This is a genomic window from Thioclava sp. DLFJ4-1 (assembly GCF_002020145.1).
Lineage (GTDB): Bacteria > Pseudomonadota > Alphaproteobacteria > Rhodobacterales > Rhodobacteraceae > Thioclava > Thioclava sediminum.
In genome coordinates, this window is record NZ_MPZT01000004.1 from 140545 (window position 1) to 161516 (window position 20972).

The window sequence follows — 20972 nt, forward strand, 5'->3', positions numbered from 1 at the left end:
CGTTACTAGAGATGCTCCGGCGCGGCGGATTGGCTGCGCCGGAGAACGCTTTGCCGATGGCCCGCGTGCCAGAGATAGAGCGCCAAGCTCCCGATCACGATCGCCCCGCCGATCAGCATCGCGCGGCTCGGAGCCTCACCCGTTCCCCACCAGACCCAGATCGGCCCGAGGATCGTCTCGAGCAGCATCAGCAGGCTGACATTCGAGGCCGAGGTGTAGCGCGAGGCAAACGACAGCGACATGAACGAGATCGGCAGCACCACGCCGCCCGCCAGCGCGATCGCCCAGATTTGACCGCCCGTCGCGGCCGCGCCTCCCGTCCAGAGCAGTGCTGAAAGTCCGGCCAGCCCGGCCCCGGAGCCGACGGCAAGCAGGATCGGCAAATGCGGATTGCGCCGGATCGTGACGAAGGTCGTCGACAGGCTCAACGCGACCCCAAGCCCCGCAAGCGCGCCGTAGATCGGATTGCCGCCCACGCTCGCCGGGGCAGGGCCGAAGACGGCCAGCCCGATTCCGCTGAGAACGGCGGCGATCGCGAGCCATGTGGACCAGTGGGTGTTTTCACGCAGGAGCAGCCGGGACAGCAGCGCCGCGAAGACCGGCACGGTCGAAACGCTGAACAGCACGACCGACACCGGGGCGGCGGCGATCCCCACGGCAAACAGCGTCATGTTCGAGAAATGGCAGGCGATCAGCACCAACCCCGCGCCGCTGGCGAGCGCGCGCAAGTCCCGCTTCAGGTGTCGTCTGCGCAGGGTGATGGAGGTCAGCCACATCGCGCCGCCCATCAGCAAGCCGCGCCACATCACCATCTGCGCGCCGCTCATCTCCGACCAGCGCATCAGCAGCGTGTCGGGCGAGATTGCCAGCGCGCCGAACAGCGCGAGGAATATCCCGAACATCGGATGTCTGGTCATGATGGGGCTCCCTTCGCGCGGACCGCGCGTCTGGCGATCTCTAGCGGTCCGCGCGCGCGGTTCCAAGGCCGGGCAAGAGAACACCGGCCCGAGGGAAGCGGGCCGGTGTCCCAGATCGCAAGGATTTTGGGAGATCAGTTCGGCAAGGCTCCGCAGAACCCGCCGCTTGCGACCTGACCGGATCCGAAGGCGAAGGCCGGAGGGGCTTGGTAGGGATTGAGCGGCGCTCCGATTAGATCGGCGCCGATCAGAAGAAGCAGGGCCGCGAGGGCGGTGAAGGCAGTCGCTTTCCGGGTCATGCGCGTGCCTCCAGTCCAAGGCGGGGCCGTAGCCAGATGCCCAGATAGGCGCCCGCGAAGGCTGCAGCGAACCATACCCAGCCATGAAGGCTGCCGGTCGAGATCCCCGAGAAGAACGCGCCCACGTTGCAGCCGAAGGCCAGTCGCGAGGAATAGCCCAGCAGGAAGCCTGCAATGATCGTCGCGGCCCAGGCGCGGGCCGGATAGCTCGGCAATTTCTGCGACAGCCCGCCCTGACGCCAAGCGGCGACCCCGAACGCGCCCGCGATCAGGCCGATATCGGTGAGCGAGGTGTAGTCGGTCAGCAGGCTCTCCTTCACACGGGTGATCGAGCCGGGGGCTGCGTAGAAGGCCGATTGCGTCAGGTCGAAGCCCATTCCGTTCACGCCCTTGGCGACCCAGAGGCCCAGCCCGTAGACCACGCCCCAAGGCTGCCCTGCGACCAGCAGGTTCGCGATGGCGAGCGCTGCGAGGACGAGGGCCGCGATGATGTAGCGCCGCGGCAGGCTTCGCGAGCCGCGCTTGCCGAGGAAGAAGACCGTGGCCGCGACCAGCCCGAGAAGAACCAGCGTCACGGCAAGTCCGCTCGTGCCACGCAGGGTCAGGATCGGCAGCGCGCCGAGATTGGTCCACCAGATCAGCCCGTAAGCGCCGAAGAAGCTGCCGATGGCGAAGAACGGCAGCGCGAGCAGCCCGATCGGGTTGCCCGAGCCTGCGTTCACAAGCGTGCCCGAGCCGCAGCCCATCACGACCTGCATCGCCGCACCGAAGACAAACGCGCCGCCGACCATCGCGAAGCCGATCGGGGCCTGCGCGCCGGTCAGCTCGCCCGGATGGCTCGAGATTGCCGGGATCGCGACGATGGACACCAGCGCGATCGCCAGAAGCTGCGCGAGGATGCCCGCAGGCTCACGCCGCACGATCATCGCGCGCCAAGGGCCCGCAAAGCCGAAGCGCAGCCCTTCGAGCGCGATGCCGAAGCCCAGCCCGATCGCAAGCATGAAGCCGTAGCGCGCGCCGCCGAACAGGGCGAGCGCACCGATCGCCACGAGAGCGGCGACGATCAAAGCACTGCGCCGGGCGATACCGCCCGACGCCGCCTGCCGTTCAAGAATGGCAGTATTCATCGTCAGCCTCCGGTGAGCTGGTTGAGCAGGTTGCGCAACAGGCCGGGCGTGTTCGCCATCTCACCGTCGGTCTTGGAATATTCCACCATCGAACCGGGGTAGAGCTTCACGTTCTCGATGCCTGCGAGCTCGGACATGGCGAACCAGTCGGTCGCCGCCCAGTGCCCGGTATTGCAGAAGGACACGACCTCTTCGCCGTCCTTGATGCCCAGCTGCTCTTTCAGAGCGGCCGCATCGGTTTTCGCGTCGATGACCGTCGCGCCCGAGCGGAAGAACTTGGTGTAGGGCAGGTTCTCGGCGCCGGGCAGGGTGCCGGGACGCGAAGCGGCGGAGTGCGCTTTCTTGCCCTCGAAGAAGGCGGGCGGACGCGCATCGACGAGCACAGCCTTGCCCTTGCCGTTGACGACATCGCTCACGGCGGGCGTTTCCGCCGTCCAGCGGTCGTTCCACGTCAGATCGAGATCGGTGGGCATCAGGTTCTCGGTCACGTCCGACATCGGCAGGCCAGCGTTGGCCCAGGCGGTCGTGCCACCATTGAGGATCGACAGCTCGGTGAAGCCCGTGCTTTTCAGCGTCCAGTAGACGCGCGCGGCTGCGCCGAAGTCAGTGTCGGTATCGCCCTGCGCGATGATCACGATGGGGCGGTCGGGCTCGAGGCCGATCTGCTCGAAGGACGCCTGCAGCTTCGTGATCGGCGGCACTTGGCCGGGATTGTTATCCGGGCCGCGGAACAGCGAATAGGGCGCATAGACGGCTCCGTCGATATGGCCTTTTTCATAGCTGCCGGTGCGGATGTCGAGCAGCACCGGATCGACCGTGTCGATCTCGGCGTTCAGTTCGCTCGGGGTGACGAGCGGGCCGAGGTCGCTGGCCATCGCAGAGCTGGCGGCGAAGAGAGCAGCGCCGGTCGCGACGGCTGCGGAAATACGTGCGAGACGGGTCATGGGTAACCTCGCTGGTTAGGGATTTTGTCCCAAATTGTTCAGGATTTTCGTGATGGCAAGCTTATGCGGTTCACTGCTTCTATTGCGCGTGAGGAAAATATTCCAAATTCGTGATCGTTCGTGAGATATGCGTCCCTTTCCGTGTGGTGGGGTGGACGCGCGGTCCATCGCGGCGCTGAACCGCACGACCGCGTTTTTATTCGCAGCGGCACGCCTTTCGGCCTCGATATCGGGGTTCCGGCGGCGCGGCTGCTCTGTGTTGCGAGAATCGCCTGCCGCGCCCCCGGGTTGGCAGTTCGCGCCCGATACCGTTAAGGATTGGGCAAGATGCGCGTCTGGGGAGGATCAACGTGAGCAAGTTATTCGTCGGTGTCGATGTCGGAACCGGTTCGGCGCGCGCCGGGATTTTCGATCGGGAGGGCACGCTTCTCGGCGTCGGCAAGCACCCGTTGGAGATGTGGCAGGACGATCATGGCCATGTCGAGCAATCGAGCGCCCAGATCTGGCAGGCGGTTTGCGATGCGGTGAAAGGGGCCTTGGCGGCCTCGGGGGCAGACCCGCGCGATGTCGCGGGGATCGGGTTCGACGCGACCTGTTCGCTCGCCGTGATCGGCCCGGAGGGCGGTTTGCCCGTGGGCGATCCTGATGCGCCCGAGCGCGATGTCATCGTCTGGATGGATCACCGCGCCCGCGATCAGGCGGCGCGGATCAATGCGGGCGATCACGACGTGCTGCGCTATGTGGGCGGCCGGATCTCGCCGGAGATGCAGACGCCGAAACTGATGTGGCTGCGCGAGGAGCTCCCCGAGATCTACGCGCAGGCCGTGCAATTCTTCGATCTCGCCGATTTTCTGACATGGAAGGCGAGCGGCGCGCTGGAGCGCTCCGCCTGCACGGTCACCTGCAAATGGACCTATCTCGCCCATGAGGGCCGCTGGGATCCGGACTATTTCCACGCGATCGGCCTTGGCGATCTGGCCGAGGGCGGCTTCGAACGGATCGGTGCGCGTATCGTCGATCCGGGCACGCCGCTTGGGGCAGGGCTGACCGAGGCAGCCGCCGCGCAGATGGGCCTGTCGCCCGGAACGCCGGTCGCCGCCGGGCTGATCGACGCCCATGCCGGCGGGATCGGCACCGTGGCGGCGCAGGGCGGGTCGGGCGATCCGGCGCACTGTCTGGGCTATGTGTTCGGTACCTCGTCTTGCACGATGACTTCGACGCGTGAGCCTGCCTTCGTGCCCGGCGTCTGGGGGCCGTATTTCTCGGCGATGATCCCGGGGATGTGGCTCAATGAGGGCGGCCAATCGGGTGCGGGGGCGGCGATTGCGCAGCTCGTGCAATTGCATCCCGCGGCGCAGGAGGCGCGTGACCGGGCAGAGGCCGCCGGCAAATCCGTGCCGGAATTCCTCGCCGATCTCGCGCTCGAGGCGGCGGGTTCACCTTCGGAGGTCGCAACGCTTGCTGATGGGCTGCACGTGGTGCCGGAATTTCTTGGCAACCGCGCGCCCTTTGCCGATCCCGATGCGCGGGCGGTGATCGTGGGGCAGGGGATGGAGACCGGGCTGGACTCGCTCGTGGCGCTCTACGTTGCGGGGGTTTGCGGGCTGGCCTATGGGCTGCGCCAGATCATCGAGGTGCAGGCCGAACATGGCGCGCCGATCTCGGAGATTTCGATCTCGGGCGGGGCGGGGGCGCATCCCGTCACCCGCCAGATCATCGCGGATGCGACCGGGCGCGACGTCGTGGTCACCCGCTGCGAGGAACCGGTCCTGCTGGGGGCGGCGATGCTTGGCGCGGTTGCGGCGGAGGGGTTCGACGACCTGCAGGCCGCGATGCGCGCGATGTCGCAGGTCGCATCCCGTTTTGCGCCCGCAGGCGGCGCGGTGGAGCGTTTGCATGCGGCCCGGTTCGAGGCGTTCCTGACGCTGCAATCGATGGCGCGTTCGGTGCGCGAGAGCATGGCCAAGGCGGCCGAGTGACGGGATTGGGTAACAAGGTGTGACGCTGCGGCGCAGTGCGGTTTGGAACGCAGTGCTTGCTTTCGCAGGTCCGGTTTCGGACACTCTGCGGATTATAGAATGCGTTTCGAAACCCAAACCTTGAAAGCCAAATCGTGACCAGACCCAGCCGCCAACAAGAGCGGATCGACCAGATAACCGCCTTGCTCGATGTCTCGCCCGCCCTGCGTTTGCGCGACCTGTCCGAGCAGATGGGCGTGACCGAGATGACCCTGCGGCGCGATGCGGCGCAGCCCGAAGCGGGGTTTGCCTGCCGGGGCGGCTATATCGTCACCACCCGCACGACTGAGCATTACGACTTCGACGCGCAGATGAACCGCGCCATCGACGCCAAGCGCGCGGCTGCGGGCCATGCGCTGGATCTGGTGCCCGAGGGGGCAGTCGTGTTCCTCGATACCGGCACCACGCTGCCCCATCTCGCGCGGCTTCTGGCGCAGGGCAAAGCGCGGCGAATCATCACCCATTGTCTGACCACGGCGGAGATCCTGCAGGGGCGCAGCAGCGTCCCGGTCGAGTTTCTGGGCGGCGAAATCAAGTCGAGCACGCGCTCCTGCCATGCGGGAAATCCGCACGACCGATTGGCGCCTTTGAACATTGATGTGGCGTTCCTGTCCGCGGGCGGGCTCGATTCCGACGGGGCGCTCAGCTGTTCGCACGACTATGAAGTCCCCTTGAAACGTGCGGCGATAGAGCTTTCAAAACAGTGTTTTGTTGTCATGGATGCCAGCAAGATCGGCCAGCGCAAGCCGGTCGTTTTCGCGTCTCTCGACGAGGTTTCCGGCGTCGTCACCGAGGCCGGACTTCTCGCTGCAGCGCAGCTTAAGATGTAGTTGACACTTCCCTTCATCCCCTAGATGGTCCCGAGTTATGTTGCGATCGTAACATTACTTGGAGGGCCGGTTTCGGCATGCGCCTGAACCGGGAAACGCGGACGAGGAGGTCCGCTTGAAGGGAGAATTATCATGAAGCTCGGATTCATTCCGGCCGCTGCATTCGCGGTCGCCATGGCCACCCCGGCACTGGCGCAGCAGGTCGTCGACACGAGCAATGTCGACAAGGAAATGCTCAGCTCCGACAAGACCTATCACATCGCGACCGTTGTGAAGGTGGACGGCATCGCGTGGTTCGACCGGATGCGTGACGGCGTGAAGCAGTTCGGCGACGACACCGGCAGCGACACCTGGATGGTCGGCCCCTCGCAGGCGGATGCGGCAGCGCAGGTGCAGCTGATCGAGAACCTAATCGCGCAGGGCGTGGACGCCATCGCCGTGGTGCCGTTCTCGGTGGAAGCGGTCGAGCCGGTGCTCAAGAAGGCCCGCGATCGCGGCATCGTCGTGGTCAGCCACGAAGCCTCGAACATCAAGAATGTCGATTACGACATCGAAGCCTTCGACAACAAAGCCTATGGCGCGGAGCTGATGGACCACCTCGCCAAGCAGATGGGTGAGAAGGGCAAATATGTCGCCACCGTCGGCTCGCTGACCTCGAAGTCGCAAAACGAGTGGATCGACGGCGCGATCGAGCGTCAGAAGGAAGCCTATCCGGACATGTCGCTCGCGACGGATCGTCTCGAGACCTACGACGACGCCAACACCGACTACAACAAGCTGAAAGAGGCGCTGACCGCGCATCCCGACATCGCCGGTGTCGTGGGTGGTCCGATGCCGACCTCGGCAGGTGCCGGTCGTCTGATCGCCGAAGGCGGTCTGCAGGGCAAACTGCATTTCGCGGGCACCGGTCTTCCGTCGGTCGCGGGTCAGTACATCTCGCAGGGCGATATCAGCTACATCCAGTTCTGGGACCCGGCGGTTGCAGGCTATGCGATGAACATGATCGCACTGGCCGAGCTGAAAGCGCGTGATGCGGGCAAGGACCATGCCGACATCAAGGCGGGCACCAACCTCGGTCTCGAAGGCTATACCGATCTCAAGGAAGCCGATAGCGCGGACGCGAAAGTGCTCTACGGGGCCGGCTGGGTCGGCGTGACCAAGGACAACATGGATCAATACGACTTCTGATCCCTGACGGTTCTCAAGCTCGGGTGGCGCGCGCGGTCGCGCCACCCGTTGCCGACCTGCCTGCGAGGAGACCCCCATGGCCACCGCTCCCCTGATCGAGCTGCGCAACATCTCAAAGCGCTTCGGCGGCGTGCGCGCGCTCGATGACGTGTCGCTGACGCTCGACGCTGCCCGCATCCACTGCCTCGCCGGCGAAAACGGCTCGGGCAAATCCACTCTCATCAAGATCGTCTCGGGCGTCTATCAGCCCGACGAGGGCGAGATCCTGATCGACGGCAAACCGGTCGGCAAGCTCGACCCCGCGACCTCGATCGCCCATGGCGTGCAGGTCATCTACCAGGATTTCTCTCTGTTCCCGACACTGACAGTGGTCGAGAACCTCGCGCTCAACACCTTCCTGCGCGAAGGCAAGACCCGGATCGACTGGACCCGGGCGCGCAAGATGGCGCGCGACGTGCTGGCGCGGCTCGATGTGACGCTCGACCTCGATGCGACCGTTGAGACGCTGCCCGCCGCGGGCCGTCAGATCGTGGCGATTGCGCGTGCGATGCTCGCCGATGCGCGGCTGATCATCATGGACGAACCCACGACGACGCTGACGGGCCGCGAAGTCGAACGCCTCTTCCGCATCGTGCGGGATTTGCAGGCCGACGGCATCGCCACGCTCTTCGTCAGCCACAAGATGCGCGAGATGCTGGAAATCTCCGAGCGTCTCACCGTCTTCCGCAATGGCAAGAAGGTCACCGAAGGCCCGATCTCGGATTATGACGAACGCTCGATCACCCGTGCGATGACCGGGCGCGATTTGCATCAGGGGCATTTCATAGCCCCCGATGTCAGCGGCCGCGAACCGCGTCTGGAGCTGCGTAACGTGACCGTCGGCGACAAGGCGCAGGGCATCAACCTGACGCTGATGCCGGGCGAGATCGTCGGCATGTCCGGCCTGATCGGCGCGGGACGCAAGGCCATCGCGCAGGCGATTTTCGGTCTGCGCAACGACATGACCGGCGAGATGCGGGTCGATGGCAAGCCCGTGATGCCGAAGAACGTCCCCGAGGCGATCGCGGCTGGCATCGCCTATGTGCCCGAGGATCGCCTGTCGGAGGGGCTGTTCCTGACCCGCTCGATCCGCGACAACGCCATCGTCTCCTCGCTGAGCCGCTTCGCGCCGCATCTGTGGCTCGATGCCGAGAAGGCGGGGGAGGAGACCCACAAGATGTTCGGCGAGATGGCGATTTCCGCGCCGGGGATCGACGTGCCGGTGGGCACTCTCTCGGGCGGGAACGCGCAGCGCGTCATGATCGGCCGCTGGCTGATGACCGATGCGCGCGTGCTGATCCTGAACGGCCCGACCGTGGGCGTCGATGTCGGCTCTAAAGAGCAGATCCACGGCATCATTCAGGACCTGACCCGCAATAACGATCTGGCGGTTCTGATGATCTCGGACGACCTGCCGGAGCTGGCTGCGAACTGCAACCGCGTGCTGTGCATGACCGAAGGCCGCATCACCGGAGAACTCGCGGGCGACGCGCTGACCGAAGAGGCGCTCGACGCGGCGCTGTCCAATGAAAAACAAGGAGAGCCCGCATGAGATTCCTGCGCAGCTCCGACGCGATCATTCTGGCGATCCTTGCGGTCGCGATGATCTTCATCGGGTTGGTGAACCCGGCTTTCTGGCAGATGTCCAACCTGTTCAGCCTGCTCAAGGAAAACGTCGTGATCGGCATCATGGCGCTTGGCGTTCTGCTGGTGATGATATCGGGCGGGATCGACGTGTCCTTCACCGCCTTCGCGGTCGCGGGGATGTATCTCGTGGTCCGCTCGATGGTGGCGCTCGACTATAACGGGCTGGTGCTGCCCTTTGCCTCGGCGATCATAATCGGCGGGCTTCTGGGCCTGATGAACGCGGGCATCATCCACAAGTTCAAGATGATCCCGCTGATCGTGACGCTCGGCACCGCGTCCGTCGTGCGCGGGCTGGTGTTGGGCCTCGTCGGCACCTCGAACGTGAACATCAACAAGATGCCCGAGGCACTGGTGAATTTCGGCAAGACCGATCTGTTCGTGCTTGAGCGTGCGAACGGCTCGACCTACGGGCTGACCGCGATGATCGTGATCTATCTGGGCCTCGCCGTCGCGCTGCATCTGGTGCTGAAGCACACGATGATCGGGCGCTCGGTTTATGCCTATGGCGCGGACCCGGAAGCGGCCAAACGCGTGGGCTTTTCGACTGGCCGCACGATGATCTTCGTCTATGTCACGGCGGGCGCGCTGGCGGGCTTTGCGGGGCTGTTGCACAGCTCGATGATCTGGCTCGCCAATCCGCGCGACTTCGTGGGGCTGGAGCTCGACGTGATCGCGGCGGTCGTGCTGGGCGGCGCGTCGATCTTCGGCGGGCGCGGCACGGTGCTGGGCACGGTGCTGGGCGTGTTCATCCTCGTGATGATCCAGAATTCGCTGATCCTGATGGGGATTGATACGACATGGCAGCGGGTCGTCGTGGGCGCGATGCTGGTTGCGGCTGTGACCGTGACGGCGCTGCGCGACCGTCGGGCTTTGGTGTGAGGCAGGGGAGATGATGATGAGCGAGACCAAGACCAACGCCACCTCCCGGCCCGGCCTGCGCGGCTGGCTCAAGGGCGAGGCGGCACAGACCAATGTCATGCTGGCCGTATCCTGCGTGCTGGTGCTGATCGCGATGACGGCGCTGCGGCCTTCGATGTTCCTGTCGTCTTATAACTTCGAGTCGATGGCCTTCTTCATGCCGGAACTCGGCATCCTGTCGATCGCGATGATGATCGCGATGCTGACTGGGGGGATCGACCTGTCCATCGTGGGCGTCGCGAACCTTGCGGGCATCACCGCGGGCACGCTGTTCGGCGCGATGGCGGGCGATGGCGGCTCGGGCGCGTTGGGCCTCGGCCCGGTGACGCTGGGCGTGAGCGCGGCCCTGATCGTGGGGCTGCTGGCGGGGCTGTTGAACGGCTTCCTGATTTCGGTGCTGAAGATCACGCCGATCCTCGCGACGCTGGGCACGGGCCAGGTCTTCATCGGGATGTGCCTGGTGCTGACGGGCGGGCCTGCGATCGTCGGCTTCCCGCCGGGTTGGAACGCGATCGGCAACGGCAAGCTGCTGGGCATTCCGGTGCCGCTGGTGATCTTCGTGCTGGTCTGCATCGCGCTGTCGCTGCTGCTCGCGCGGACCTCCTTCGGCCTGCGGCTCAAACTGATCGGGACCAACCCGAAAGCGGCGGTCTATGCGGGTGTGAAGCGCGGCCAGATGATCCTCTATTCCTATATGCTGACGGGGATGCTGGCCGCGATGGCGGGGATCCTGCTGTCGGCGCGGACCAATGCGGCGAAGTCGGATTACGGCGCGTCCTACCTGCTGCAGGCGGTGCTGATCGCGGTGCTGGGCGGGACCAACCCCGCAGGCGGTCGCGGCAATGTGCTGGGCGTCGCCCTTGCACTGATCTCGCTGACGCTGTTGTCCTCGGGCTTCCAGATGATGCGGGTCTCGAACCACCTGATCGATTTCGTCTGGGGCGCCTTCCTGATCGGGGTGATCGCCCTCAATTCCTGGCGCCGCCGGAAAGGAGCGTAAGATGAGCGTGATCATTCCTCTTCCGCGCGAGCGGTTCGGGCTGGCCCCGAGCGTGCTCGCCAAGACAGACAGCTTCACCGTCACCGGCTGGCGCACCGCGCTTGGCATCGAGATGATCGGCGTGGACACCCCGCGCGGCCGGGTCGAGATGCTGCCTTACATGGGCCAGATGCTCTGGGATGCGGTGTTCGACGGGGTGCGCCTGACGATGGACAGCGCCTTTGACGAGCCGCGCCCGGCGCAGGTGATCGTCGAGACCTATGGCTGCCTTGCCTATCACTCTGGGTTGCTGCGCAACGGCTGCCCCGGGCCGCAGGACGACCATCCCCTGCATGGCGAGATGGCCTGCGCCTCGATGGATGCGGCCCATCTGGAGATCGGCGAAGACGGGCAGGGCGCCTTTGTGCGCCTTGGCGGTCACGTCGATTACATCCGTGGTTTCGGGCCGCATTACCGGGCGATGCCCTCGATCACGGTGCGGGAAAACACGCTCATCGAGATGGCGATGGCGGTCGAGAACCGCTCCGCCCTGCCGATGGACCTGATGTATATGTGCCATGTGAACTTCGCCTTCGTGAGCGGCGGGCGCATTCATCAGGCGGCCCCCTTCACGCCTGAGCGTACCCGCGTCCGCCGCGACGTGCCCGCCCATGTGCAGCCGACGCGGGCCTATACCGATTTCATCGAACTGCTGGCCGAGGCGCCCGAAGACAGCGCCACGCTGGACGCACCCGAGAAATGGAACCCCGAGCAGGTTCTCTATATCGAGCGCCCCGCAGCCGATGCATCGGGCGAAAGCCATGCGCTTCTGGAGCGGCCCGCGGGCGACGGCTTCTCGATGAGCTGGCGGCCCGATCAATTCGACCACCTCGCGCGCTGGATACTAAACGGCGAGGATGCCTCGGTCGCGGCCTTCGCGCTGCCGTCCACCTGCGAGCCCGAGGGCTACACGGCGGAGAAGGCGAAGGGGCATGTCCGCAGCCTCGCAGCCGGAGAGACCGCGCAATTCGCGACCCGCTTCGGCTATACTGACAAGGCCGAGACCACCGCGCTCGCCAAGACGATTTCCGACCTGACGGAGAAAGAGAATGCCTGAGAAGATAGCCGTCGTCGGCTCGAACATGATGGATCTGGTGACCTATATCGACCGGATGCCGGGTCGCGGCGAAACCTTGGAAGCTCCCGATTTCGCAATGGGCTTCGGGGGAAAAGGCGCGAACCAGGCGGTTGCCGCCGCGCGTCTGGGCTCGGATGTGGCGATGGTCACCTGCGTGGGCGATGACGGGTTCGGCCCGCAAGTCCGCGCCAATCTGGAAACCAACGGGATCGACACGACCCATGTGCGCACCGTCGAAGGCTCGGCCTCGGGCGTGGCGCCGATCTTCGTCGAGCGCGATGGCGAGAATGCGATCCTGATCGTGAAAGGGGCCAATGCGGCGCTGGCGCCTTCGGATGTCGATGCGGCGGCCGAGACGTTGCGCGCGGCCTCCGCGATCCTGATGCAGCTCGAGGTCGACCTGGAAACCGTCTATCACACCGTGGCTTTCGGGGCGCGCGAAGGGGTGACGACGATCCTCAACCCCGCGCCTGCGCATCCCGATCTGGATATCGCGCGGCTCGACGGGCTCGACTGGTTCTGCCCGAACGAGAGCGAGCTGGCGATGCTTTCGGGGCTGCCCACCGGCACCGATGACGAAGTGATCGCCGCCGCGCGCAGCCTGATCGAACGCGGCATCCACAATGTCGTTGTGACGCTCGGCGGTCGCGGCGCGCGCCGGATCACCGCGGACACCGTCGAAGAGATCGCACCCGTCTCGGTAAGCCCGGTCGATACCACCGGCGCGGGCGACGCTTTCATCGGCAGCTTCGCGCATTTCCTCGGCCAAGGAATGGAGCCCACCGCGGCGCTGACCCGCGCCGCGCGCTATGCCGCATTGTCGATCACGCGTCGCGGCACGCAAACAAGCTACGCGACGCCCGCCGAATTCGACGACTTTCTTTCCGAGCATGGGCTCGGCTGACTTATGCTGATCTTGTCCCGATCGCGCAGGCCCGGGGAAATCCCCGGATGTGGCGGCGTGGGTGTGACGAGTCCCGATTTAGGAGACACGCAATGAAAACCGAAATGAAGACCGAGACGCGTGCGGAAGGGGCTTTGGTGCCCACCGCCGCGGCCGCAGGGGAGCATGCGCGCAACCCCGGCATGGCGCTCGATGTGGGCATGTTCGAAGGCCACCGGGTGAACCGCGCCGCCGCCGAGCGCCGCTGCGCGACGCTCACCACCCGGCGCAGCGTGAAGAAGGCGCATCAGGCGGCGTGGCTGGTCAACGCGGTGCGCTGCGTCGATCTGACGACGCTTGCGGGCGACGATACCGAGGGCCGGGTGAAACGCCTCTGCGCGAAGGCGCGCAAGCCCTTGGCTTCGCATATCGAAGCTGGGTTGGGCCTGAGCGCGGGCGAGCTGACCGTGGGCGCGGTCTGCGTCTATCCGACGATGGTGCCCCATGCCGTCAAGGCGTTGGAAGGGTCGAATATCCCCGTGGCCTCGGTCGCGACAGGCTTTCCGGCAGGTCTGATGCCGCTGCATCTGCGGCTCGAGGAAATCCGCTGGGCGGTGGCGCAGGGCGCAGCCGAGATCGACATCGTGATCAACCGCGAACTGGCGCTCACCCGGAACTGGCAGGGCCTGCATGACGAGATCGCGGCGATGCGCGAGGCCTGCGGCGACGCCCATATGAAGGCGATCCTGGCGACTGGCGAGCTGGAGACGCTCAACAACGTCTATTCCGCCTCGATGGTGGCGATGCAGGCGGGGGCCGATTTCATCAAGACCTCGACCGGCAAGGAAAGCGTCAACGCCACGCTGCCCGTCAGTCTGACCATGCTGCGCGCGCTGCGCGATTACGGGATGGCGACCGGCCACCGCATCGGCTTCAAACCCGCGGGCGGGATGAAGCAGGCGAAAGAGGCGCTGGCCTGGCAGATCCTGATGAAAGAAGAACTGGGCCGCGACTGGCTCAACCCCGACCTGTTCCGCTTCGGCGCAAGCTCGATGCTGGGCGATATCGAGCGCCAGCTGGAGCATTACGTCACCGGCCGTTACGCCGATAGCAGCCGTCACGCGCTGGCCTGAGGAGAGACAAAATGACCATTCAGAACATCCTCGAAACGATGGAGTACGGCGTGGCCCCCGAAGACGATAGCCAGGCGCGCAAATGGCTCGCCAAGCATGAGGGCGGCTTCGGCCATTTCATCGACGGCGCGATGACCAAGCCGGGCGATCTGTTCGAGGTCCGCGATCCGGCGAGCGACACGGTGCTGGCGCGCGTCACGCAGGGCACGGCGTCGGACGTGGATGCCGCCGTCTCCGCCGCGCGCAAGGCGCAAAGCGGTTGGGCGAAGCTGTCGGGCCATCAGCGTGCGAAGCACCTTTATGCGCTGGCCCGCCACATCCAGCAGCATTCGCGCCTTCTGGCGGTGCTGGAGACTCTCGACAGCGGCAAGCCGATCCGCGAGAGCCGCGACATCGATATCCCGCTGGTCGCGCGCCACTTCTATCACCATGCGGGCTGGGCGGAGATCTTGGAGGACGAGCTGCCGGGCCACACCGCGCAGGGCGTCTGCGGCCAGATCATCCCGTGGAACTTCCCGCTGCTGATGCTGTCGTGGAAGGTCGCGCCGGCGCTCGCCGCTGGCAATACGGTGGTGCTGAAGCCCGCCGAATATACGCCGCTGACCGCGCTGGCCTTCGCCGAGATTGCGCAGGAATGCGGCATCCCGAAAGGCGTGATCAACATCGTCACCGGCGACGGCGAGACCGGCGCTGCCATTGTCGGCCATGAGGGGATCGACAAGCTGGCCTTCACCGGCTCGACCGATGTGGGCCGCATCCTGCGCGAACGCACCGCCGGGTCCGGCAAGGCGCTGACGCTGGAACTGGGCGGCAAATCTCCCTTCGTTGTCTTCGAGGATGCCGATCTGGACGCCGCCGTCGAAGGCGTGGTGGATGCGATCTGGTTCAATCAGGGTCAGGTCTGCTGCGCAGGCTCGCGCATCCTCGTGGCTGAGGCGGTGGCCGAGCGGTTCGAGACGCTGCTGCGCGCCCGGATGAAGACGCTGCGCACCGGCGATCCGATGGACAAGAGCACCGATATCGGCGCGATCGTGCATCCCTCGCAACTCGCGCGTATCCGCGATCTGGTCGAGAAGGGCGCAAGCGAGGGCGCGACGCTGACCCAAGGCTCCGCGCCGCAGGGCTGCTTCTTCCCGCCGACGCTGGTGACGGATGTGGAGCCTGCGAGCGTTCTCGCGACCGAGGAAATCTTCGGCCCCGTGGTCACGCTCACCACCTTCCGCACGCCGTCCGATGCGGTCGCGCTGGCCAACAACACGCGCTACGGGCTGGCGGCCAGCATCTGGTCGGAGAACGTGAACCTGTGCCTCGACATCGCGGGGCAGGTGAAAGCCGGGATCGTCTGGATCAACTCCACGAACATCTTCGACGCGGGCGCGGGCTTCGGCGGCTATCGTGAGAGCGGCTTCGGCCGCGAGGGCGGGCGCGAAGGCATGCGCGCCTATCTGCGCAACCCGGCGGCGGCAACCGGCAAGGGTAAGGGCACGACGCCCGCCGAGCTGGAAACCGGCCCCGCCGACACGATCAAGGGCGGCGATATCGACCGCACCGCGAAGCTCTATGTCGGCGGCAAGCAGGCGCGGCCCGATAGCGGCTACAGCTATCAGGTGAAGGGCGGCAAAGCGGTCGTGGGGCTTGCAGGGCTCGGCAACCGCAAGGACATCCGCAACGCGGTCGAGGCCGCGCATAAGGCCAAGGGCTGGGGCAAGACCACGGGCCATAACCGGGCGCAGGTGCTCTATTATATCGGCGAGAACCTCTCGGCGCGCGGCGCGGAATTCGCCGCCCGTCTGGAAAGCTTCGGCGCCTCGCGCAAAGCCGCCGAGGCCGAGGTCGAGACGGCGGTCGCGCGCTGCTTCTGGTATGCAGCCCAGGCCGACAAGTTCGACGGCGCGGTCCATGCGACCAAGTCGGACTTCGTGACGCTGGCGATGAACGAGCCGATCGGGGTGATGGGGCTGGTGGCCCCCACCGCGCAGCCGCTTCTGGGGGCGATCTCGCTGGTGCTGCCTGCAATCGCGATGGGCAACCGCGTGGTGCTGGTCCCGAGCCAGACGCATCCGCTGGCCGCGACCGACCTCTATCAGGTGCTCGACACGTCCGACGTGCCGGGTGGCGTGGTCAACATCGTCACCGGCCCGCGCGACGAGCTGGCGAAGACGCTGGCCGCCCATGATGGCGTCGATGCGATGTGGTATTTCGGCAATGCCGATGGCTGCCAGATGGTCGAGGCGCAAAGCGCCGGGAACCTCAAGCAGACCTGGGTCGAAGCCGATGACGCCCGCGACTGGGGAGCCCGTGCGGGTCAGGGGCGTCTGTTCCTCGACCGCGCGACGCAGGTGAAGAACATCTGGGTGCCCTACGGCGCGTGAGGCCTCTGAATGGGAAACGAGAAAGCGGCCCCGAAACGGGCCGCTTTTTCATGCGGGATCGGCGCGCGCAAAGGCACGCCAGGCGATAAACGCAAACACGCGCGACCAGGTGGCGCGCGACAAAATCGTTTTTAAATCAGGGGAGTATTGGCAGTCCGTAGGGGAATCGAACCCCTCTTTCCAGGTTGAAAACCTGGCGTCCTAACCGATAGACGAACGGACCGCACAACGCTCAGTCAGGGCTCGGAAGTGGCAGTCCGTAGGGGAATCGAACCCCTCTTTCCAGGTTGAAAACCTGGCGTCCTAACCGATAGACGAACGGACCACTCTGAACCTTCCGGGCATACCTGCCTAAGGTGGAGCGGTGTTTAGGCCAGAGAACCGTGACTCGCAAGAGGGTAATTGCGGATTTTCGGAAAGTTTTTGTCCCTCCGTTACGGCAGCGGCGAAGCCTTGGAAATATAGCCCTTTTCCGCGTGCGATGGCGGGGTGGCGGTTACGCTTCGGCGGCGTCTTCGAGGCGCAGCTGCACCTTGTTGCGCCCGCCCCATGTGTTGATCTCCAGCCGCCCGGCGAGGTGGAAGCGCTGCGCGCCCGGCTGGCTCAGCGCGGGGCCGAGCGGGCCGTCGAAGGCGCCGAAGCAGATCGCCTCGATCCGCCCGCCCATACCGTCGCCGAAATTGAAACGCAGGTGGCTTTCTCCGATCCGGCGCGCGCCCACGACCTCCATATCTGCGAAGGCGAAACGCGGGGCAGGGGCGCCCTGGCCGAAGGGGCCTGCGCGGTCCAGATCCTCGATCAGCTGCGGCGTCGCGGCGCCCGGCATCAGCATCCCGTCGAGGCGCAGGTCGCGCGGTCCGATTTCGCCCGCGCCCTGTTTGGCCAGAAGCTCCGACAGGCGCGCCATCGCGGGCTCCAGCTTGTCTTCCTCGACCGTGAGGCCCGCCGCCATCTTGTGCCCGCCGCCTTTCAGCAGCAGTCCCTCGGCAGCGACGCGTTGGATCGCGGCCCCGATATCGACGCCCGCGACCGAACGGGCCGAGCCTTTGCCGATCCCGTCATCCACGCCGATCACGACGGAGGGGCGGTTCGTCGCCTCTTTCAGCCGCGCGGCCACGATGCCCACGACGCCCGGGTGCCAGCCAGCACCCGCCGCCCAGACCAGTGGCGCGTTCAGGCCACGCTCCTCGGCTTGTGTCAGTGCGGCTTCCCGCACGGCGTTCTCGACCTCTCGGCGCTCGGTGTTGAGCTGGTCGAGCCGCTCGGCGATGGATTGCGCCTCATGCGGGTCGGTTGTCGAGAGCAGCCGCGCGCCCAGATCGGCCGCGCCGATCCGTCCGCCCGCATTGATCCGAGGTCCCAGCACGAAGCCCAGATGATAAGCGGCGGGCGCGCGGTCGAGCCGGGCCACATCCGACAGTGCCACGAGGCCGGGCCGCTCGCGCCGCGCCATGATCTTGAGGCCCTGACGCACCAGCGCCCGGTTGCAGCCCGTGAGCGGCGCGACATCGGCCACCGTCGCCAGCGCCACCAGATCGAGCAGCGTCATCAGCGGCGGTCCCTGCACGCCTTCGTCGCGCAGTTGCCGGTTCGCCTCCACCAGCATCAGGAAGACGACCGAGGCCGCGCAGAGATGGCCCAGCTCGCCGGTCTCGTCCTGACGGTTGGGGTTCACCACGGCCAGCGCGGGCGGCAGGGTCTCGCCGCCCAGGTGGTGGTCGAGAATGACGACATCGGCGGGTTTCGCGGCGGCCACAGGTTCGTGGCTCAGCGTGCCGCAATCGACGCAGACGATCAGCGGATGCTCGGCGCCGAGACTTTCCATCGCGGGCACGTTCGGCCCGTAGCCCTCGTCGATCCGGTCGGGAATATACAGCGTCGCCTCGCGCCCCATCGCGCGCAGCCAGTTGATCAGCAGCGCCGCCGAGGACCCGCCATCGACGTCGTAATCGGCGAAGACCGCGATCTTCTCGCCGGACTTCACCGCCTTGAGAAAACGTGCGGCTGCCTGCTCCATGTCGCGTAAGCTGCGCGGATCAGGCAGCAACTCGCGGATCGTGGGCTCGAGGAAGCCCTCGCTCTCCTCCGGCGTGACGCCACGCGCGACGAGGATACGGGCAAGCGGCAAGGGCAGGCGCGTCTGTTGCGCCATCGCCTCGGCCAGCCGATCGGCCTCGGGTGTGGGGCCGATCCAGCGGCGGCCTGTCAGGGATTGCTCGACGGAAAGGAAACTGCTCATGCCTTCGGGTGTAGCCAAATCATGCGAGCCCTGCCAGCCACTATGAAGCGGAGCTCACTCCGGAATGTCTTGCAGCAGAGCTTGGCGCGAGTCCGAGGCGAATTCGCGCCGCCAGAGCATCCCCGTCGTGAACAGCGTCGCCGCAATGAGCGCATAGGGCCCAAGCAGCCACGCCAGCGTCGCCAGCGCGAAATAGACCGAGCGCAGCCCGCGATTGAAGCTTTTCGCGGCGTTGATGTTCACCTGCGCCGCCTGCTCGGCGCGCGGATAGGCCAGCGGGTCCTCTGGCTCGTTGGGCACCGCCGCCATCGCAATCGCGGCATAGGAAAACAGCCGGTGCGACCAGACGAATTTCAGGAATGCGTTCGCGCCGAACAGAACGGCCGTGAGGATGCGCGCCTCCCAGAGCAGATCGGGGCCGCGCGCGATGTCGAAATCATCGGCGAGATTCGCGAGCGGCTGCGGATTCGCGATCAGCGCCAGCCCGGCGCCGATGGCGATCAGCGAGGAGGAGGCGAAGAAGGTCGTCGATTGTCGCAGCCCGTCCACCATCGCCGAATCGAAGATCCGCGGCTGGCGCGTCACAAGCTGGCGCATCCATTCGCGACGGTAACTCTCCATCAGCTTACCCATCGAGGGGCGGGCGGCGCTCGGATGCTCGGTCGTCCAGCCGATCCCCATCCAGCAGGCGACCAGAAGGGCGAGGGCCGCGAGGTCGAGCGGCCCCAGCGGGCCGATATGAAACGTTGTCATCATATCGACAGTTAGCGCGATGCGGCTTCTCTTGTCACCGGGGCTTATTGGTTATATTTTCTGACCAACCGGGAGGAGTTTGCCATGGAAATGCCCAAGCCGAAGGAGGATCTGCTGGCGCGCAAGCCGCAGATCATCGCCCGCCTGCGTGAGGTTCTGCCCGCGGATGCGGTGATCGACGATCCGAGCGAGACGCGTGCTTATGAGTGCGATGCGCTTTCGGCCTATCGCTGCCAGCCGCTGGGCGTGGTTCTGCCGCGCTCGACGGCGGAGGTCGCGGCGGCGCTGAAGGCCTGCCACGAGCTGGGCGTGCCGGTGGTGCCGCGCGGCGCGGGCACCTCGCTTGCGGGCGGGTCGATGCCGCAGGCGGATTCGGTGGTGCTGGGCCTCGCGCGGATGAATGCCGTGCTCGAGACCGATTACACCAACCGCTTCATCCGGGTCGAGGCGGGGCGCACGAACCTCTCGGTGACCGGGGCGGTGGAAAGCGACGGCTGGTTCTACGCCCCTGATCCCTCGTCGCAGCTGGCCTGCGCGATCTCGGGCAATATCGCGATGAATTCCGGCGGCGCGCATTGCCTGAAATACGGGGTGACGACGAATAACCTGCTCGGTGTAACGCTGGTCACGATGGAGGGCGAGGTGGTCGAAGTCGGCGGCCCTTATCTGGACGCGGGCGGGCTCGATCTGCTGGGTCTGATCTGCGGCTCGGAGGGGCAGCTGGGTGTCGTCACCGAAGCCACGCTGAAGATTCTGCCCAAGCCCGAAGGCGCGCGCCCCGTGCTGATCGGGTTCAACTCGAACGAGGTCGCGGGCGCCTGTGTCGCCGATATCATCAAGGCGGGCATCCTGCCGGTCGCGATCGAGTTCATGGACCGCCCCTGCATCGTCGCGACAGAGGCCTTCTGCCACGCGGGCTATCCCGATTGCGAGGCGCTGCTGATCGTCGAATGCGAGGGCAGCCCGGCCGAGATCGACGAGCAGATCGGCATGATCCGCCAGATCGCGACCCGTCACGAGCCGGTCGAGTTCCGTGAGGCGCAATCGGCCGACGAGGCCGCGCGGATCTGGCTGGGCCGGAAATCCGCTTTCGGCGCGATGGGGCAGATCAACGATTACATGTGCCTCGACGGGACGATCCCGGTCTCGGAGCTGCCCTTCGTGCTGCGCCGGATCGGCGAGCTGTCGAAGGATTACGGGCTGGACGTCGCAAATGTCTTCCATGCGGGCGACGGCAATATGCACCCGCTGATCCTGTATAATGCCAACGAGCCGGGCCAGCAGGAGCAATGCGAAAAGCTGGGCGCCGAGATTCTGAAGCTCTGCGTCGAGGCGGGCGGCTGCCTGACCGGCGAGCATGGCGTGGGGATCGAGAAGCGCGACCTGATGGATGTGCAGTTCGAGCCCGCCGATCTTGAAGCGCAGATGCGGGTGAAGGACGTGTTCGATCCGAAATGGCTTTTGAACCCGGCGAAGGTGTTCCCGCTGGGCGCGAGCGCGAGCCGCCGTGCGAGCTGACGGCGCGAGCTGAGGGCCGGGAGGGGCGCT

At 65.9% G+C, this 20972-nt stretch carries 17 protein-coding genes and 2 tRNA genes; 11 read left to right on the forward strand and 8 right to left on the reverse strand.

What is annotated here, in order from left to right:
* Window positions 1-5 precede the first annotated feature (5 nt).
* The 4 genes from BMI85_RS13615 to BMI85_RS13625 form a co-directional block, all read right to left on the reverse strand.
* Window positions 6-917, reverse strand: coding sequence for a DMT family transporter (locus tag BMI85_RS13615; protein WP_078601673.1), 912 nt, complete (start codon window positions 915-917; stop codon window positions 6-8).
* Window positions 918-1051: 134 nt separating this feature from the next.
* A complete protein-coding gene (locus tag BMI85_RS21440; protein ID WP_167376014.1) occupies window positions 1052-1216 on the reverse strand; it encodes a hypothetical protein in 165 nt (54 codons plus the stop codon).
* Window positions 1213-2343 (reverse strand): YeeE/YedE family protein, encoded by a 1131-nt coding sequence (locus BMI85_RS13620; RefSeq protein WP_143595087.1) that lies wholly within the window; start codon window positions 2341-2343, stop codon window positions 1213-1215. The genes BMI85_RS21440 and BMI85_RS13620 overlap by 4 nt, the downstream gene beginning before the upstream one ends.
* 2 nt (window positions 2344-2345) lie before the next feature.
* Complete coding sequence (locus BMI85_RS13625; protein ID WP_078601674.1) at window positions 2346-3287, reverse strand: rhodanese-like domain-containing protein; 942 nt, start codon at window positions 3285-3287, stop codon at window positions 2346-2348.
* Between the two features lie 350 nt (window positions 3288-3637).
* Here BMI85_RS13625 and BMI85_RS13630 point away from each other — a divergent pair, with 350 nt between their 5' ends.
* The 10 genes from BMI85_RS13630 to BMI85_RS13675 all read left to right on the forward strand — a co-directional run bounded on the left by BMI85_RS13630 (window position 3638) and on the right by BMI85_RS13675 (window position 16432).
* The gene (locus BMI85_RS13630; RefSeq protein ID WP_078601675.1) at window positions 3638-5266 is read left to right on the forward strand and encodes an FGGY-family carbohydrate kinase; all 1629 of its coding nucleotides are present in this window, start codon (window positions 3638-3640) and stop codon (window positions 5264-5266) included.
* 134 nt (window positions 5267-5400) lie between these two features.
* Complete coding sequence (locus BMI85_RS13635; RefSeq protein WP_078601676.1) at window positions 5401-6135, forward strand: DeoR/GlpR family DNA-binding transcription regulator; 735 nt, start codon at window positions 5401-5403, stop codon at window positions 6133-6135.
* Between the two features lie 132 nt (window positions 6136-6267).
* Window positions 6268-7323, forward strand: coding sequence for an autoinducer 2 ABC transporter substrate-binding protein (locus BMI85_RS13640; protein ID WP_078601677.1), 1056 nt, complete (start codon window positions 6268-6270; stop codon window positions 7321-7323).
* Between the two features lie 76 nt (window positions 7324-7399).
* Window positions 7400-8914: a sugar ABC transporter ATP-binding protein gene (locus tag BMI85_RS13645; protein WP_078601678.1), complete on the forward strand. Its 1515-nt coding sequence runs from the start codon at window positions 7400-7402 to the stop codon at window positions 8912-8914.
* Window positions 8911-9888, forward strand: a complete 978-nt coding sequence (locus tag BMI85_RS13650) for an ABC transporter permease (protein ID WP_078520201.1) — start codon at window positions 8911-8913, stop codon at window positions 9886-9888. The genes BMI85_RS13645 and BMI85_RS13650 overlap by 4 nt, the downstream gene beginning before the upstream one ends.
* A gap of 16 nt (window positions 9889-9904) precedes the next feature.
* A complete protein-coding gene (locus BMI85_RS13655) occupies window positions 9905-10927 on the forward strand; it encodes an ABC transporter permease (protein WP_078570183.1) in 1023 nt (340 codons plus the stop codon).
* Between the two features lies 1 nt (window position 10928).
* Window positions 10929-12023: a DUF4432 family protein gene (locus BMI85_RS13660; protein ID WP_078601679.1), complete on the forward strand. Its 1095-nt coding sequence runs from the start codon at window positions 10929-10931 to the stop codon at window positions 12021-12023.
* Window positions 12016-12948, forward strand: a complete 933-nt coding sequence (gene rbsK / locus BMI85_RS13665; protein ID WP_078520199.1) for a ribokinase — start codon at window positions 12016-12018, stop codon at window positions 12946-12948. The genes BMI85_RS13660 and rbsK overlap by 8 nt, the downstream gene beginning before the upstream one ends.
* Before the next feature lie 182 nt (window positions 12949-13130).
* Window positions 13131-14060: a deoxyribose-phosphate aldolase gene (deoC, locus tag BMI85_RS13670; RefSeq protein ID WP_093477036.1), complete on the forward strand. Its 930-nt coding sequence runs from the start codon at window positions 13131-13133 to the stop codon at window positions 14058-14060.
* 11 nt (window positions 14061-14071) lie between these two features.
* Window positions 14072-16432 (forward strand): aldehyde dehydrogenase family protein, encoded by a 2361-nt coding sequence (locus BMI85_RS13675; RefSeq protein WP_210402360.1) that lies wholly within the window; start codon window positions 14072-14074, stop codon window positions 16430-16432.
* 148 nt (window positions 16433-16580) lie between these two features.
* Here the strand turns inward: BMI85_RS13675 and BMI85_RS13680 are convergent.
* From BMI85_RS13680 to BMI85_RS13695, 4 genes are all read right to left on the reverse strand, one after another.
* A tRNA-Glu gene (locus BMI85_RS13680) sits at window positions 16581-16655 on the reverse strand.
* 27 nt (window positions 16656-16682) lie between these two features.
* Window positions 16683-16757, reverse strand: a tRNA-Glu gene (locus tag BMI85_RS13685).
* A gap of 171 nt (window positions 16758-16928) precedes the next feature.
* On the reverse strand, window positions 16929-18671 hold the full coding sequence (gene recJ, locus BMI85_RS13690; protein ID WP_078547871.1) for a single-stranded-DNA-specific exonuclease RecJ: 1743 nt from the start codon (window positions 18669-18671) through the stop codon (window positions 16929-16931).
* 54 nt (window positions 18672-18725) lie between these two features.
* Entirely contained in the window at window positions 18726-19424 is a 699-nt protein-coding gene (locus BMI85_RS13695; protein WP_246832059.1) for a DUF599 domain-containing protein, read from the reverse strand.
* A gap of 84 nt (window positions 19425-19508) precedes the next feature.
* Here BMI85_RS13695 and BMI85_RS13700 point away from each other — a divergent pair, with 84 nt between their 5' ends.
* Window positions 19509-20942, forward strand: a complete 1434-nt coding sequence (locus BMI85_RS13700; protein ID WP_078601680.1) for an FAD-linked oxidase C-terminal domain-containing protein — start codon at window positions 19509-19511, stop codon at window positions 20940-20942.
* Window positions 20943-20972: the final 30 nt, after the last annotated feature.